Source organism: Effusibacillus lacus (assembly GCF_002335525.1).
In the GTDB taxonomy this organism is placed as follows: Bacteria; Bacillota; Bacilli; order Tumebacillales; family Effusibacillaceae; genus Effusibacillus; species Effusibacillus lacus.
Genome location: NZ_BDUF01000043.1, coordinates 56,320 through 71,023, shown reverse-complemented (window position 1 = coordinate 71,023; position 14,704 = coordinate 56,320). Strand labels below are relative to the sequence as shown.

The window sequence follows — 14,704 nt, the reverse complement described above, 5'->3', positions numbered from 1 at the left end:
ATCTTGAAGAACAAAGAACCCTATAACCCTGATTTGTATAAAAAATCCGATGTTCGTCCAGTACACCGTGAAATCACGGTAGAACAAGCGATTTTATTGGCACAAGCTCAGGGTTACCGAATTATGGCGGTTGCAACCTGATTTCCTTCAAAGCTGCATGTAATACATTTTTTTACATTTGGTCGTCTAGTTGCACGGCTTATTTGGCATGCTCATTTTCATTGTTACGTGCGTTTGATAAGGATTTCAGACTTCTCCTCCCATTGTTGGTAATCGGTTTGCAGAATCTCAACCTGCAGTGTAGGTTTCCTGCTCCATCTCCTGGAGCTTGCGCCAGAGGATTTTGCCGCTGCCTGACATGGGCAGCCGGTCCATAAACTGTACAATACGCGGATACTTGTAAGCAGCCATCTGATTTTTCGACCATTCGATAATGTCTTGTTCCGACACCGTGCCCCGGTCTTTCTCGTGGAGCACTACAAATGCCTTAACGGTCTCACCTCTTCTCGCATCAGGGACTCCAATCACGCAAGCCTGTTGAACGGCAGGATGCTTATACAAAATGGCCTCGACTTCCGCCGGCCACACTTTATATCCCGAGGCATTGATCATTCTCTTGACCCGGTCCACCATGAAGAAATAGCCTTCTTCATCATATTTGGCAATATCTCCTGTCCGAAAGAACCGTTTGCCGTCAATCTGGATAAACGATTTCTCCGTCTCCTCAGGTCGGTTCCAATATCCTCTGAACACTTGGGGACCATTGACGATCACTTCCCCTTCCTCACCCGGTCCCAATTCTCTCAGTGTCTCAGGATTGATGATCCGGGCGTCAACATTGAACGCCGGAATCCCCATGCACTGCAGCTTTGGGCGGTCCGGAGGGTTCACGTGGGTTTGCGCCATGGTCTCACTTAACCCGTATCCTTCTGCATACCGGACGCCGGTCAGTTGAAAAAGCTTCTCCCCCACCGCTTCCGGCAAGGGGGCTCCTCCCCCGCCGATGGACGATAGGGACGCAAGGTTGTAGTTTGACAAATTCGGATTGGACAGAAAATCAACCACCATCGTGCTGATATTGGTCCAATGAGTGCACTCGTAACGCTCCACCACCTGAGCCGCTGTATCCCGGTTCCATCGAGTCAGAACCACCATGGTTGCCCCAATCTGAATAGGGGCGTTCATGCTGTGTTGAAGTCCTGTCACGTGAAAAAGCGGCAATGCGGTAAGAACCACTGCGTTAGGCGTAATGCTCGACCATACGCATCCGCCCACAATATTGGCCTGACAGGTTTCATGCGTATGGATGCAACCTTTGGGTCTCCCTGTGGTACCCGAAGTATAAGGCAGAACCGCAATGTCATTGTACGTTGCTGTCACCGGGCCTGGCAGCAGATTGCAAGAAAGCGCTTCCGTCCAGAGTGTTACGAAAGGATCCTCAATTGTCATACGGGGAGCCGCAACTTCCTCAGGCAGAGCAAATGGGGGCTCTGTTGGCGCGTAATCGGAATAGGCCGCTACAATCACGTCTTGCAGAATGGTGGACTGTTTCAAAGGAGCGATTCGATCATACAATTCCTGGCCAACAAGGGCGACTTTCGCCCCGCTGTCTTCGATGTAAAAAGCCAACTCTTCCGTTATGTTCATGGGGTTGATGGGGACAACAATGGCATTGGCACGCAGGATTGCATAGAAGGAAATCATGAACTGCGGAGAATTCTGCATAAACAATAGAACACGATCACCCTTTGCAACCCCCAGGCGATTCTGGAGAAAGCCGGCCAGCAGGTTGACTTCCTCGGCAAGTCTCTTGTAGGAGATTTCCGTGCCATAGTAGATAATCGCCTGCTTCTCGGGATACCTTCGGACGGTTACCTCCAGGTTGTCGCAGAGTGTCGTCTTGGGCACAACAAGGGACTTGGGTATCCGCTTGGGCCAGAATGCAAAATGCCGATTGTTCATACAATTCCCCCTTCCATTCTTTCAACCGTTTGGTAGGTACCATACCCAGCGGTATGTACATTCTATTTCTATTCTAATTCACTTTTGTCAATGCGGGTAGTTCTTTTTTTCCAAATAATCTGACTAAACAGCATGAAAAATCTCCGAAGACGTAACCCTTATTTGGCATTGGTTACCGCTTTGAACCCCGTTCCGGGTGTAGTTCGACCCTCGTTTGAATCTGTTGCCCAATTGGACACCGTTCCGAGGCTAATGCGACATCGGTTGCCCATTTGTCCCCGTTCCGTGCCTGGTTTGCCCGTTTTTTGAAGTGTCGGTTCGCTGTGGGATAAATTGGGTGTGAGAAAAGCTGGGGTTTGCGTGCTGTGATTGACTCGTCTGTGAAAAGGACTCGTCCTTGAAAAATTACGGATTGACAGGTGCTTATTTTGAAATTTGGGATAGTTATTGTTGAAAAAGCGGATTTTGAGACTCTTATTCCATCCCTTAATCGCAAAGAAGGGTATTGGATGTACTCAATAACTACCTGCGAATCCGCTATATCAAAAATCTAGCCATCTGATCGAGAAATTACGGTTCCATAATCCGTTATTTCACAACCCGTGGCAAAAAAGGTGGAAATAGCAATGACAACCATATTGAAAAATTGCAGTGATTTCCAACGTTATTTGATTTTCACTGGTTGGAAGAAAAAATAGGCAAAATAGTGGTGAAAAACACCGCAATTTCGAAAGCGTACCCTAAGCGGGCTGTCCAATGACTTTTAAGACAGCCCGCTGAGTGCATTTGCTTGAAGTACCGATTCATAGAGGTTTTTCAACAAGTACATCTTCTTTTCGATTACCGAGTCAATCGAATCGATGTAGGCCTTTGGCTCCCGCGGATTGCCGTGCCGGCCGTAACTCTTCCCGCCGGGACCGATCAATTTGGTCGAGGCACCGCCGCCAAGGCCGATGATGCACTGCCGTTCTTCCATGATGCAGATATTATACACGCTTTCTTTGCCCGGTTTTGCGTACCCGATGTTCTCCAGATTGCCGAGAATATCCTTTTGCCGGTAAACGTAATAGGGACGATACCCCAGCGTCCGGGCCCACTCGTCCGTTTCCCGCATCATCATGCGGACAAGCTGTGTGTGGGGAATCTCAAACCGCTGCTTTTCCCTGTTGACGACTGCCGTTCGCTTGAAAGACATGGTATGAACGGTTACCGAATCGGGCATCAGGGCTTCAATTCGTTCCCGTGTAAACCGGACATCGTTAAGCTCTTCTCCCGGCAAGCCCAGGATCATGTCCATGTTGATATTCTCGAATCCGGCTTCTTTCACCAGATGATAGCGTCGGTCTACAATGTCGGGTGTATGTCCCCGGCCGATGGTTTTCAAGGTCTGTGCTTTGAATGTCTGGGGATTCACCGAGATGCGATTCACGTGATAGCGACGCATGACTTCCACTCGCTCCGGTGTAATTGTATCCGGGCGCCCCGCTTCCACGGTGAACTCACGCCAGATCCCGCCATGAGCCTGCTGCCCGGCATCACGCCCTACGATTGCCTGGGCAAGGGACTCTGAAGACCGCTTTGCCCAAGCTTCGCCTCCGGGAATTTCCCTATAGATTACCTCCATCAGGAACTCCAGTTCCGGAGCGTTCAGGCTGGTGGGAGTTCCTCCGCCCAAATAAACACTAGTAACAGGGATTTGATATTCCCGCAGGAAGCGGCCGACCGCCATAAACTCTTTCTCCAGCGCTTTGAGAAAATCAAAAGCATAGGTGTACTTCTCCTCCATCGAGTAGGCCGGAAACGTACAGTAAGCGCAATGGGTCGGGCAAAAAGGAATTCCCACATAGATGCTTGCCTGATTCGAAATCTGATAGAGATCGGGTACGGTTTGCAATTGTGCGTCCGATATATCAAGCAGCAGTTCAATCCGGTCGGGTGCAATCCGATAGTCTTTTGCCAGATTGTCCTGTATTTCTGCCCGGGTCTTCCCCTGCTCCAACATGCCATGCACAAGTTTCAAGGGCCTGACTCCGGTAAGAATCCCCCACGGTTGACCCGAGCCGGTAAAATCGGCAAGACAATCATGCAGGGCGTGAAGCACCGTTTGCTTGCTCCGTTTGCGGCGGGTGGCATGATCCGTTCCAAGCGGCAATGGTTGTTCATAGGTGGCGGATGAGCGCAACTCCCCTTTTTCCAGAAGTTCGGCTCTTGCCTGAATCGTTCTGTTGTCCTCATGCAGCTGCACCCTTGCCTCCAGATCCGGACTGCCTGTATCCTCAAACGTGACGATGTCTTCCTCAAAAAAGAGGCAAGTCATCCGCTCCACTTCCGCCTGGTAATCAAAACCGATCTGCCGGACAAAAATCCTCATCTTCACATCAGCCCCCCTTTCTCTTTGTCGTATAGGGTTTTGTATCGAGTCTACCCCCGCCGTTATCCGGCGTCAACTTCTGGTTAACCGGTTCTTTAGGGCATCGACTTCCCGCTTGGTCATACCCAACTCAGCTGCGGGTTCCACATCTTCCATCCGGGCAGATATGGCCAGAAAATCGTGATCATCCACGCTCATCAACTGTGTGTTGGTTGTTTGACGGACTTGTTCCCTTAAGCTTTTGCGCATAAAAATACCGCTCCTTTCATCTACCTAGTGTGTACAACCGGTGGAGGAAAGAAACGGATGAGAGACGAACGGACAACCTTGCACCAAGGTTGCCCGTTCTGCTTACTTAAAAGGTTTGAATGTCTTGCAGTCTGTTTCTTCTGAGGTAGTTGCTTGTTTGCCCTTATTAAACACGACATAAATTTCGTCCGCTTGGCATTTGTTTCCGGTGGCCCAGTGAGTGCAGGTATTTACTTCACACAAAACATCCTTTGCCATTTGAGCTTCACCCCCTCTGACAAATAGGGTGAGATGAATGGCGGTGGACCATCCGCCGATTCAAGGGCTAATTTATGAATCTTTTGTGACAATTTTGAAAAGGGACTCCAGCCTAGCCCAAGTCCTTCTCCTCTCCTGCAAGTTCAGTTCATAGGATTTTTCCTGCACAACAGATACACTTTAAGGATGGTGCCAACGCTGACTACGGTCAGCACACTGAACGTCAGGACATGCATAATGGGTGCCATCTGTTCAAAACCGACAGTCATTGTGACCAACTCCCTTGTACTGGTAATGAATCATTCTGCACCCATTATAATTGACAACGATTCTCATTGTCAATTATAAAAATGAATTCACCTTCTCTCCTCTTTTTTCCCGGTCAAGTCCAATCTCTTTGTCCAAAACAAACAGGAAAGAGGGTATAGCTTCCTCTTTCCTGTACGTTTTACCATTGCTTATTTCAAGAAAAACTTCTCCAGATCATCAAGCAGCAGGTTGGCTGCCTTAACGCCACCGGCTGTATTCCAGATAGAGTCATCGACTTTATAAGCCTTGCCGTTCTTCACAACATTAAGATTCTTCCACAGCGGATCATTGGTCCATTCCTTTTCTGCTTGTGATGCCTTTCCATCGCCGGTTTCCCAAGTCCAGTAGAACAGGATGTCGCCTTCCATTTCCGGAATTCGTTCTTTTGTTACGTTATCAGCAAAACCTTTGTCTATATTTTGTTTTTCCGGACGGGCAAAACCAATCTGTTTTAAAATGATGCCTGCGAATGAATCAACATAGTAAATTCGAATCCGGTCCGGCATAAACCGCACAAGCGATACTTTCGTCTTTAATTTGTCGCCCGCTTTTTTCTTAAATTCCTCAACACGCTTATCAAAGGCGGAGATTACCTGTTCGCCTTCCGCTTTCTTGTTCAGAGCTTCCGCATAAAGCTTAAAGTTGTTTTTCCACTCGCCGCGAAGTGTTTCCGATAACACGGTTGGAGCAATAGCAGACAGTTGTTGATAGATTTTTTCGTGACGCAGCTTGACGCCGAGAATCAGGTCGGGTTTTAAAGCAGCGATCTCTTCGAGATTCGGTTGGTGTTCCGTCCCAAGAACTTTGACGCCTTCCATGTCTTTCTTAATGTGATCATACCAAGGGTCGCCATTCCAGGATTTAACGGCACCGACAGGTTTTATGCCCAATGCCAGGACGGCTTCCGTTCCTTCGTTTGTCAAAACGACAACTTTCTTCGGAGTACCTTTGATTGGCGTTTCACCCATGGCGTGCTTAACTGTATACTCTTCCGTTTTGCCCGCACTCGGCTCAGACTTGTCCGGTGCAGCCGCCTGTTGGTTTCCGCCTGCGCTTCCGCATCCGGCCAGCACCAATGCAAAAGAAAGGAGTACAGCGAGCAAAGCGAAGACAGATTTCTTTTTTAGGTATGTACTTGACACGTGTTTCTCCCCCTCAGTGAGAATAATTATCATTTTCCCTTTTATCCTACTTCCCTCCTCGCCACTATGTCAATACCAATTGAAAATGATTTTCAAATTCGTTGACAATCATTATCCGTGTCTCTAAACTTTATTATGAGGTTTCAAATTTTTACCGGATTCTTTCCTCACGCTTGTTTAAGAGTAAGAGAGAAGGTTTTATTATGACCCAATTGCTCCACTCAACTTCATTAAAAATTTTTGGGATTCTCATCTGTGTCGTGCTTCTTGTATGTTCCGTGTTCTCCAGTATTGTATTTGGGGTCATGGATACCAGTTGGAAAGAGGCTGTTGAAGCGTATGCCAGTTTTAATGGGACAAACGAGCATATTGTGATTAAAGAGGTGCGTGTTCCACGCGCCTTAATCGCCGCTGCGGTTGGAGCAAGTCTTGGCATTGCCGGTGCATTGCTGCAGGCGTTAACGAAAAATCCATTGGCGGATCTCAGCATTTTCGGAATTAATTCCGGGGCTTCGTTTTTCATCGTAATTGCAGCTTCATTTTTCTCTGTTAACTCCCTGTCTGGATTTGCTTGGGTTGCATTTGCGGGTGCCGCGGTCAGCGGTGTTTTCGTCTATTTCCTGGGTTCAATCGGAAGAGATGGAATGTCACCAGTCAAGCTTACATTGGCAGGTGCGGCAATGACCGCGTTGTTTTCTTCGCTTACGCATGGACTGTTGACAGCCAACGAACGGACATTGGAAGAAGTGCTGTTTTGGTTATCCGGTTCGGTTGCGGGACGCAAATTGGAAATGCTCGCAGGCGTATTTCCCTATATGATGACGGCTTGGATCTTGGCTCTGATCATTGCCGGTCCCATCAACACATTCATGTTGGGGGAAGATGTGGCAAAGGGATTGGGACAGCGGACTTTGTTGGTTAAAATCACGACAGGCATTACGATCATTCTCCTCTCCGGGAGCGCAGTTGCCGTAGCCGGTCCAATCGGTTTTATCGGGTTGATTATCCCTCACATCGCCCGCTTTCTGGTTGGAATCGATACACGTTGGATCGTTACATACAGTGCTCTGTTGGGTGCCGTTTTGCTGTTGGTCTCCGATATTGGAGCCCGTTTCATTGCAATGCCGAAGGAAATGCCGATCAGTGTAATGACGGCGTTGATCGGTGCCCCGTTTTTTGTCTATGTTGCGCGAAAGGGGCTGGCCAGATCGTGAAAAAATATGTTCCCTTTCGCATGAATAAACCGCCAGTCTCGTTTCTGCTTGACAAAAAAACTGCAGTGATCACGATCACGCTGCTGATCCTTACGATGATCTCCTTGGTGGTCAGCACCGGTTTGGGTTCAATGAAGATCCATCCGCTTGAAGTAATTAAAGTCCTGGTTGGATCCGGTGCAGAACAATACACAGTCGTGGTGCAGTCGTTCCGTCTGCCGCGCAATGTCATAGCCATACTTGTAGGCGCCGCATTGGCGGTGGCGGGAGCCATTTTACAAGGCGTGTTCCGTAACCCGCTGGCTTCGCCCGACATTATCGGAATTACAGGCGGTGCGTCGGTAGCTGCTATTATATTTATCACTCAATTTGAAAAGGCAAGCATTCACTTGCTTCCGGTTGCCGCATTCCTTGGAGCTGCAACGGTGGCCGTGCTGATTTATATATTGGCTTGGAAAAGAGGAGTGACCCCGCTTCGGCTCGTTTTAATCGGTGTAGGAATGGATTTTGCCATGCATGGCTTAACCACATTGTTCCTTGTAATCAGCCATATCCATCTTACGAGTAAAGCGAAGATCTGGTTGACCGGAACTCTTTATGGAACCACTTGGAACAATGTATCCATCATGTTGCTTTGGATGCTTGTACTGATTCCCCTTACGTTCGTTTTCGGGAGAAACGTGAACGTGCAGCAGTTGGGTGACGAAATTGCAACAGGTGTCGGAAGTGAACTGCAGCGCCACAGAGTAATCCTGCTGACTATATCTGTCGCATTGGCAGGCTCCGCGATCGCCTTCGGAGGAAACATTGCTTTTGTCGGGTTACTTGCTCCCCATATTGCACGGAAATTGGTTGGTTCCGCATTTGGAGGGCTGCTGCCCGTTTCGGCGCTTATCGGTGCGCTTATGGTGATGTTGGCCGATTTGGTTGCAAGAACTGCTTTTGCCCCGATGGATGTGCCGGTCGGAATCTTCACTTCCGCAATCGGAGCACCGTTTTTCATTTACCTGTTGTACAAAAACCAAAATCGATAGTTTAAAGGGGTATAACGTGATATGCAGGCGCTTGAAACAAGAGATCTGATGTTGTCATACGGAGACACAGTAATCATTGATCAACTGAACCTTCAGATACCGAAAGGAAAAATCACCGTTTTTATCGGCAGCAACGGCTGCGGTAAATCGACATTGCTACGGGCGCTTGCCCGTTTGCTGAAACCGCAAGGCGGTTCGGTTTTGCTTGACGGCCAGCAAATTGCCAAGCTGCCGACAAAAGACATTGCCAAGCGTCTTGCCATTCTTCCGCAATCGCCTGTGGCACCGGAAGGTCTCACTGTCCTGCAGTTGGTGAAGCAAGGGCGCTATCCCTACCAAAACTGGCTGCAGCAATGGTCGGAAGAGGACGAACAGAAGGTAAACTTTGCGTTGGAAGCAACACAAATGAAGGGATTTGCCGAACAAATGGTGGACTCCCTGTCCGGTGGTCAGCGCCAACGGGCCTGGATAGCGATGACACTGGCACAGGACACCACTACGCTGCTGTTGGATGAACCGACCACCTTTCTGGATTTGACCCATCAGATTGAGGTGCTGGACATTCTCTACAAGTTAAACCAGGAACAACAAAGCACCGTTGTGATGGTTCTGCACGACCTGAATCTGGCATGCCGTTACGCTCACAATGTCGTGGCCATCAAAGACAAATCCGTCTTTGCTCAAGGAGCGCCCGAAGAGGTCGTAACAGAGGACATGGTGCAAATAGTGTTTGGAATGGAATCCCGGATCATTGCGGATCCGATTTACGGAACTCCCCTTTGCATTCCGTTTGGAAAGGGAAGAACCATTGCCAAACCGCAGCCTGTTCTTGTATAGGAGCATACCCATGTCAGAACTGTCAAGTCTGGAAAACCTGGTTCAGAACCTGCAGACAAGCGGGTTGCACGTTCCGCTTTTTTTCCGGGGAAAAACTGCTTCCGGGGAAGTTATTCCAGTAGAGAACCTGCTTGATGAAAGCACGCTTCGTTCCCGGATTGCACGGGCAGCCGAACGGATGAATTCCGACAATCTTCTTGCCGCCGCTTCCCTGTTTCAAAAATGGTACACGAGCACCCTGCTGTCCTCTGTACTGACCCCTCTGTTGACGGCACAAACGGGGATTCTCGCATATCTGGAGCAAACAGAACTGGTGCTTGAGAACGATCTGCCTGCCGGTATCCGGTTGTCAGAATCGGTTCAATGGGTTTCCCTGTCAACGAAAGATGCCGGACGGGCTTCCCGATTGCGTTCAAAAGTATATCAAGCCCTGTTTGACGACAATCTGGGACGATTGATTTACAAAATTGCCGAAGCAATAGGCTTGTCTCCCATGATCATGTGGGGCAACGCAGGGAACTACATCGGTTATCTGTATGAACAATTTTTCAAGGACACCTCTCAGGGACTTGCATCCAGACAAGACTTGGATGCTTTGCTTAACTCATCGGGCAGCAACACCCCCCGGTTTTCCTCTACGTATCAAACAATCTGGCTGGAGGAAGCCACACCTCCCCAATCGGTACGGGTTCGGAACACTTGTTGTCTGCGGTACCAGTTCCCCGGTTGCCAGTCTTGTCTGACCTGCCCCCGTCTAAGCAGGGAAGAGCGGGTAGAGATGATAAATTCCAAGTATAAATAAAACCCGGTGTCCGGAAAGCTGCTCAAGGCTGCTTTCTGTTGACACCGGGTTCACTTTTATGGGTGGCTCTACTTACATCACCCTGATTTTCTTCGAATGTTCCTCGACGACACGCCCAATAACAACTGCGTCCTCCACTCCATTCTTCTTCAGTGCCTCCACAAGCGCATCCGCTTCCTCTGCAGGCACCGACAACAGCAATCCGCCGGATGTGACCGCATCACAGAGAATCTTGCGGGTAACCTCATCTATTGATTCCGCATATTCCAAATCATCAGCCAACCACTCATAATTGCGGAGTGAGCCGCCGGGAATGATGCCCTGTTCCGCCAGGGAGTAAGCATCGGGCAGCATTGGAACCGACTTTGCATCAATCTCAATCCCTACACAGGCCCCTCTTGCCATTTCGGCAGCGTGTCCCAGCAAGCCAAATCCGGTGATGTCAGTGCAGGCATGAACTGTGAAGCCTTGTGCCGTTTCGGAAGCCACTTTGTTTAGAGTTGCCATGACGCTCTCCACTTGGCGGATCGCTTCAGGTGTTGCTTTGGCACGTTTGATTGCCGTTGTCACAATCCCGACCCCGATAGGCTTGGTCAGAACCAGTTTGTCTCCGGGGCAGGCCCCTGCATTGGTCCACACTTTCTCAGGGTGAACGATCCCGGTGACAGCCATGCCAAACTTGGGATCCGAGTCGTCAATGGAATGGCCTCCGACGATTACCGCCCCCGCTTCCCGCACTTTATCGGCACCGCCACGCAGAATTTCCGCAAGAATCTTCTTATCCAGCTTGCTTACCGGAAAACCGACGATATTCAGAACAGTCAACGGTTTTCCGCCCATGGCGTAGACGTCTGACAAAGCGTTTGCAGCGGCAATGGCGCCAAACATATACGGATCGTCTACAATCGGGGTGAAGTAATCCACCGTCTGCACGATTGCCACATCATCTGTCAACTTATAAACCCCTGCATCGTCAGACGTATCCAGCCCCACGATCAGGTTTGCGTCAGGAAGATTTTTGGGCAAGTGGCTCAAGACTTGAGCCAGGTCCGCCGGACCGATTTTACAGCCTCAGCCCGCTTTCTCCGACAACAGAGTCAAGCGCACCGCTTCGGCAGGAGTTACCGCGTCACCTGCCCCGGTTGCAAGTGTCAAAGCATCACCCGAGCCGTTTGCAGGCCTCGCGGACGCTGTTGATACATTCATCAATTTCTCTTGGGAAGATTGTTCGGACATCGAACAACAAAGCCTCCTTTCGGATTGTGGTCATAACGGGCAAATCCACGTGCCGTAGCGCATGTTCCAGCGCGTTAAGGGAAAAGGGGGTTGTTTTTACAGCCACGAGATAAGTGGCCAGGTCTTCATCCGGCAGACTGCCGCCCCCCACCTGGGACATCCCTTCCACCACCTCAACCACCGCTTTTTCTTGAAAGACTTCTCTTAGGCCACCGGCCAATTTTTGAGCCTCGCGGTAAAGTTCCTCCCTTTTCCGGGTCAGCAGATACAGGGTGGGGATTTCCCGCAGAGCTCTTTCCTCATCCAGATACAGCAGCAAGGTGGCTTCCAAGGCGGCCAGAGTCAACTTGTCCACCCGAAGGGCTCGGGTCAGTTGGTTCTTCTTGATCTTTTTAATATATTCGGCTCTCCCTGCGATAATGCCCGCCTGAGTCCCTCCCAACAGCTTGTCCCCGGAGAAGGAGACGATGTCCACCCCGGCTTTGATGGAGGCATCCACTGTCGGTTCGTCCCCGATCCCAAATTTTCGCAAATCGATCAAGGAGCCGGACCCAAGGTCTTCATAAACAGGAATCCCATGCTGGTGGGCCAGGGAGACCAGGTCGGACAGTTCCGGCTGATAGGTAAACCCGACTATCCGAAAATTGCTGGTATGGGCCCTCATAATCATAGCGGTGTTTTCATCGATTGCATTCTCATAATCCCGTTCATGCGTCTTGTTTGTGGTGCCTACCTCAACCAGCTGGGCTCCCGATTCTTTCATCACTTCCGAGACGCGGAACGAACCGCCAATCTCAACCAGTTGGCCGCGGGATACGATGACCTTTCGCCCTTTCGCCATTTCCCGCAGAACCAGCAGCACAGCAGCCGCGTTGTTATTCACGACCAGAGCCGATTCCGCACCGGTTAACCTGCAGATCAACTCTTCCACATGGTCATAGCGGGAACCCCGTTCCCCCGTGGCGAGATTCAGTTCCAGGTTTGAATATCCCAACGCGGTCCGGTTAATCGCTTCCAGGGCTGACTCCGCAAGGGGGGCACGGCCGAGATTGGTATGCAGAACCACACCGGTCGCATTAATCACACGGCGAAAATTGGGTTGGAACCGGTTCCTGAGATACTGCTCAATCTGTTGCAGCAACTGCTCTTCCGTCACTTCATTGGATCTTGTGCCGGACAAGATTTCTTTCCGGACTGCGGAAACGGAATGCGCCGCCGCTTCGGACACCCAATCACGGGAATAGGTCTCCATCAGATGTTGACATGCCGGCAGATCCAGCAGCCGGTGCACAGCCGGCAGTTTGCGCAGCAGTTCCGTATTGGCTTCGGCTGTCATGAACTCACCTCGAATACCGAAGAACTGGAATCCATCTTATTGTACCTAATATCGACAGAGTATGGCAAATAGTGCACAAACTAAGAGTGCCGCTAAGATCACGACACTCTTTGTGAATACCCGCATTTGCTAGCTGCCGCCAAGCTGCCTCCTGGCCAGCCAGCGGGACATCAGCCCATGAGTGGGAGACAGGACGAAGGCAAGCGTGAACAAAACTCCTGCCACCGTGCTCATGGAACCGGCTATGGATGCATCGAGCAGCACTGCCAGGTAATACCCCAAGAAGGCGCAGAGGACTCCTATGACGACACTGAATCCAAGCATGAGGCCAAGGCGGTCCGTCAGCAGATAGGCAGTGGCTCCGGGCGCAACCAGCATGGCAACCACCAGAATGGCTCCGACACTCTCGAAAGAGGCCACTGTGGTCATGGAAACAAGGACCATCATCACGTAATGGATCAGCACAACGGGAATCCCGATGGCGGATGCCATGGCCGGGTCAAAGGAGCAAATTTTAAACTCCTTGTAAAACAGCCCCACCACCATCAGGCTGAGCAAGAAGGTTCCCCCCGCCATCCAGACAGCCCTTGGTCCCAGATCCATGCCTCCAACAGTCAGGGTATTCCAGGGCACATAGGCAATCTCCCCGTACAACACGTGCTCCAGATCCAAATGCACATCCTGTGCAAAAACCGAGACCAGAACAACTCCGATGGCAAACAGAGCAGTAAAGGTAACCCCAATGGCGGCATCCGACTGCACGCCTCCCTGGTTCAGGGTCTGTACGAAAAAAGTGGTCAGCAGTCCCAGGAGGGCGGCGCCGATCAACATGACAACACCGTCCATGCTGTGAGCGATCAAAAACGCCAGAACAATCCCCGGAAGTACCGCATGACTGATCGCATCACCCAGCATGGCCAGCCTTCTCAATATCAGAAAGCAGCCCAAAAAACCGCAGGAAGCCGCCACCAGGGAACCGGTCAGCAAAATCCAGGCCGTATCACTCATACTGGGTCGCTCCCTTCAAAGGAACGCATCGTGGGGCAGGAATCAACCTGTTTCTGATAGGCAGACCGCAGTTGGTATTGCCGGTACCATTTCATCAGCAGTCCCCGGCGCGGGGCAAAAACAAACGAGACCAGGAACAGCACCGTGGAAGCCAGAACGATCACCGGACCTGTAGGGAGGTGGGCCGTCATCCCGCTGACGAGTGTGCCAATAAACCCTGACGCCGCTCCGAACAGGCCAGCCAGTAAAACCATACGATCCAGTCTGTCGGTCCAATAGCGGGCTGCAAGAGCCGGAGTAATCAGCATGGCAGACATTAGGACAACACCTACCGCCTGAAGTCCTATAACAACCGCCAGTACAATCAACAGCATCATCAGCGCGTTGAGAACTCCCATAGGCAGACCCAACCCCCGACCGAATCCCGGATCAAAGCTCAGCAGCTTGAACTCCTTGAACAGCAGCCAAGTGATGAACAAGAGGATGCCGGCCAACGCCATCATCACTCGCACATCACTGCCGACAAGGGAGGCGGCCTGCCCGAACAGAAAGTCATCCAGCCCGCTCTGGTTCCCGTTGGGCGTATGCTGAATCCGTGTCAGCAGGACAATGCCGAATCCGAAGAAGACTGACAAGACAAGGCCCAAAGCTGTATCTTCCTTGATTCTCGACCAACGGGTGAGCATGCTGATGCAGAATGAGCAGAGCAGCCCGGCAGCGGCAGCCGCCAGCAAAAACACGCCAATTGACTTGCTGCCATAGATCATGAACCCGACGCATATGCCCGGCAGAGAGGCGTGAGCCACCGCATCCCCCATCAGACTGTGCTTCCTCAAATAGGCGAAACATCCAAGCACTCCGGAACTGAGCCCGAGCAGGATACAACCGGCCAACACCCACCGGGTGTTGGGGTCAGACAGCAAATTCGGCAAAGATTCCATCTTTT

The 14,704-nt window shown here is 50.7% G+C and carries 14 protein-coding genes; 4 read left to right on the top strand and 10 right to left on the bottom strand.

Annotated features, from left to right (window positions below):
- Positions 1–288: 288 nt before the first annotated feature.
- The 6 genes from EFBL_RS08350 to EFBL_RS08335 form a co-directional block, all read right to left on the bottom strand.
- Complete coding sequence (locus EFBL_RS08350) at positions 289–1,962, bottom strand: long-chain fatty acid--CoA ligase (protein ID WP_096181687.1); 1,674 nt, start codon at positions 1,960–1,962, stop codon at positions 289–291.
- Between the two features lie 763 nt (positions 1,963–2,725).
- Entirely contained in the window at positions 2,726–4,333 is a 1,608-nt protein-coding gene (locus EFBL_RS08345) for a coproporphyrinogen III oxidase family protein (RefSeq protein WP_231705727.1), read from the bottom strand.
- Positions 4,334–4,405: 72 nt separating this feature from the next.
- Positions 4,406–4,582, bottom strand: a complete 177-nt coding sequence (locus EFBL_RS20505; protein ID WP_165912678.1) for a hypothetical protein — start codon at positions 4,580–4,582, stop codon at positions 4,406–4,408.
- A 102-nt stretch (positions 4,583–4,684) separates the two neighbouring features.
- A complete protein-coding gene (locus tag EFBL_RS08340) occupies positions 4,685–4,840 on the bottom strand; it encodes a DUF1540 domain-containing protein (RefSeq protein ID WP_096181685.1) in 156 nt (51 codons plus the stop codon).
- A 143-nt stretch (positions 4,841–4,983) separates the two neighbouring features.
- Positions 4,984–5,109 (bottom strand): hypothetical protein, encoded by a 126-nt coding sequence (locus tag EFBL_RS21630; protein WP_269432686.1) that lies wholly within the window; start codon positions 5,107–5,109, stop codon positions 4,984–4,986.
- A gap of 189 nt (positions 5,110–5,298) precedes the next feature.
- Complete coding sequence (locus EFBL_RS08335) at positions 5,299–6,291, bottom strand: ABC transporter substrate-binding protein (protein WP_231705725.1); 993 nt, start codon at positions 6,289–6,291, stop codon at positions 5,299–5,301.
- Between the two features lie 203 nt (positions 6,292–6,494).
- Here EFBL_RS08335 and EFBL_RS08330 point away from each other — a divergent pair, with 203 nt between their 5' ends.
- From EFBL_RS08330 to fhuF, 4 genes are read left to right on the top strand one after another with little or no spacing between them, the layout of a single operon-like run.
- Positions 6,495–7,505, top strand: a complete 1,011-nt coding sequence (locus EFBL_RS08330; protein WP_096181683.1) for a FecCD family ABC transporter permease — start codon at positions 6,495–6,497, stop codon at positions 7,503–7,505.
- Entirely contained in the window at positions 7,502–8,539 is a 1,038-nt protein-coding gene (locus tag EFBL_RS08325; RefSeq protein ID WP_096181682.1) for a FecCD family ABC transporter permease, read from the top strand. The genes EFBL_RS08330 and EFBL_RS08325 overlap by 4 nt, the downstream gene beginning before the upstream one ends.
- Before the next feature lie 21 nt (positions 8,540–8,560).
- Positions 8,561–9,376: an ABC transporter ATP-binding protein gene (locus EFBL_RS08320; protein ID WP_096181681.1), complete on the top strand. Its 816-nt coding sequence runs from the start codon at positions 8,561–8,563 to the stop codon at positions 9,374–9,376.
- Between the two features lie 10 nt (positions 9,377–9,386).
- Positions 9,387–10,178 carry a siderophore-iron reductase FhuF gene (gene fhuF / locus EFBL_RS08315; RefSeq protein WP_096181680.1) on the top strand — a complete coding sequence of 264 codons (792 nt, stop codon included), beginning with the start codon at positions 9,387–9,389 and terminating at the stop codon, positions 10,176–10,178.
- Between the two features lie 72 nt (positions 10,179–10,250).
- Here fhuF and selD read toward each other — a convergent pair whose 3' ends face one another.
- The 4 genes from selD to EFBL_RS08295 all read right to left on the bottom strand — a co-directional run bounded on the left by selD (position 10,251) and on the right by EFBL_RS08295 (position 14,699).
- On the bottom strand, positions 10,251–11,285 hold the full coding sequence (selD, locus tag EFBL_RS08310) for a selenide, water dikinase SelD (protein WP_424955052.1): 1,035 nt from the start codon (positions 11,283–11,285) through the stop codon (positions 10,251–10,253).
- A 52-nt stretch (positions 11,286–11,337) separates the two neighbouring features.
- Positions 11,338–12,750 (bottom strand): L-seryl-tRNA(Sec) selenium transferase, encoded by a 1,413-nt coding sequence (gene selA / locus EFBL_RS08305; RefSeq protein ID WP_096181679.1) that lies wholly within the window; start codon positions 12,748–12,750, stop codon positions 11,338–11,340.
- Positions 12,751–12,879: 129 nt separating this feature from the next.
- The gene (locus EFBL_RS08300; RefSeq protein ID WP_096181678.1) at positions 12,880–13,758 is read right to left on the bottom strand and encodes a metal ABC transporter permease; all 879 of its coding nucleotides are present in this window, start codon (positions 13,756–13,758) and stop codon (positions 12,880–12,882) included.
- The gene (locus tag EFBL_RS08295; RefSeq protein ID WP_096181677.1) at positions 13,755–14,699 is read right to left on the bottom strand and encodes a metal ABC transporter permease; all 945 of its coding nucleotides are present in this window, start codon (positions 14,697–14,699) and stop codon (positions 13,755–13,757) included. Before EFBL_RS08295 ends, EFBL_RS08300 begins: the two co-directional genes overlap by 4 nt.
- Positions 14,700–14,704 lie beyond the last annotated feature (5 nt).

What these genes read in the sequence shown, in the direction of transcription:
- EFBL_RS08350 (WP_096181687.1), bottom strand. Translation starts at nt 1,962, where the DNA reads ATGAACAATCGGCATTTTGCATTCTGGCCCAAGCGGATACCCAAGTCC.
- EFBL_RS08345 (WP_231705727.1), bottom strand. Translation starts at nt 4,333, where the DNA reads ATGAGGATTTTTGTCCGGCAGATCGGTTTTGATTACCAGGCGGAAGTG.
- EFBL_RS20505 (WP_165912678.1), bottom strand. Translation starts at nt 4,582, where the DNA reads ATGCGCAAAAGCTTAAGGGAACAAGTCCGTCAAACAACCAACACACAG.
- EFBL_RS08340 (WP_096181685.1), bottom strand. Translation starts at nt 4,840, where the DNA reads ATGGCAAAGGATGTTTTGTGTGAAGTAAATACCTGCACTCACTGGGCC.
- EFBL_RS21630 (WP_269432686.1), bottom strand. Translation starts at nt 5,109, where the DNA reads ATGACTGTCGGTTTTGAACAGATGGCACCCATTATGCATGTCCTGACG.
- EFBL_RS08330 (WP_096181683.1), top strand. Translation starts at nt 6,495, where the DNA reads ATGACCCAATTGCTCCACTCAACTTCATTAAAAATTTTTGGGATTCTC.
- EFBL_RS08320 (WP_096181681.1), top strand. Translation starts at nt 8,561, where the DNA reads ATGCAGGCGCTTGAAACAAGAGATCTGATGTTGTCATACGGAGACACA.
- fhuF (WP_096181680.1), top strand. Translation starts at nt 9,387, where the DNA reads ATGTCAGAACTGTCAAGTCTGGAAAACCTGGTTCAGAACCTGCAGACA.
- selA (WP_096181679.1), bottom strand. Translation starts at nt 12,750, where the DNA reads ATGACAGCCGAAGCCAATACGGAACTGCTGCGCAAACTGCCGGCTGTG.
- EFBL_RS08300 (WP_096181678.1), bottom strand. Translation starts at nt 13,758, where the DNA reads ATGAGTGATACGGCCTGGATTTTGCTGACCGGTTCCCTGGTGGCGGCT.
- EFBL_RS08295 (WP_096181677.1), bottom strand. Translation starts at nt 14,699, where the DNA reads ATGGAATCTTTGCCGAATTTGCTGTCTGACCCCAACACCCGGTGGGTG.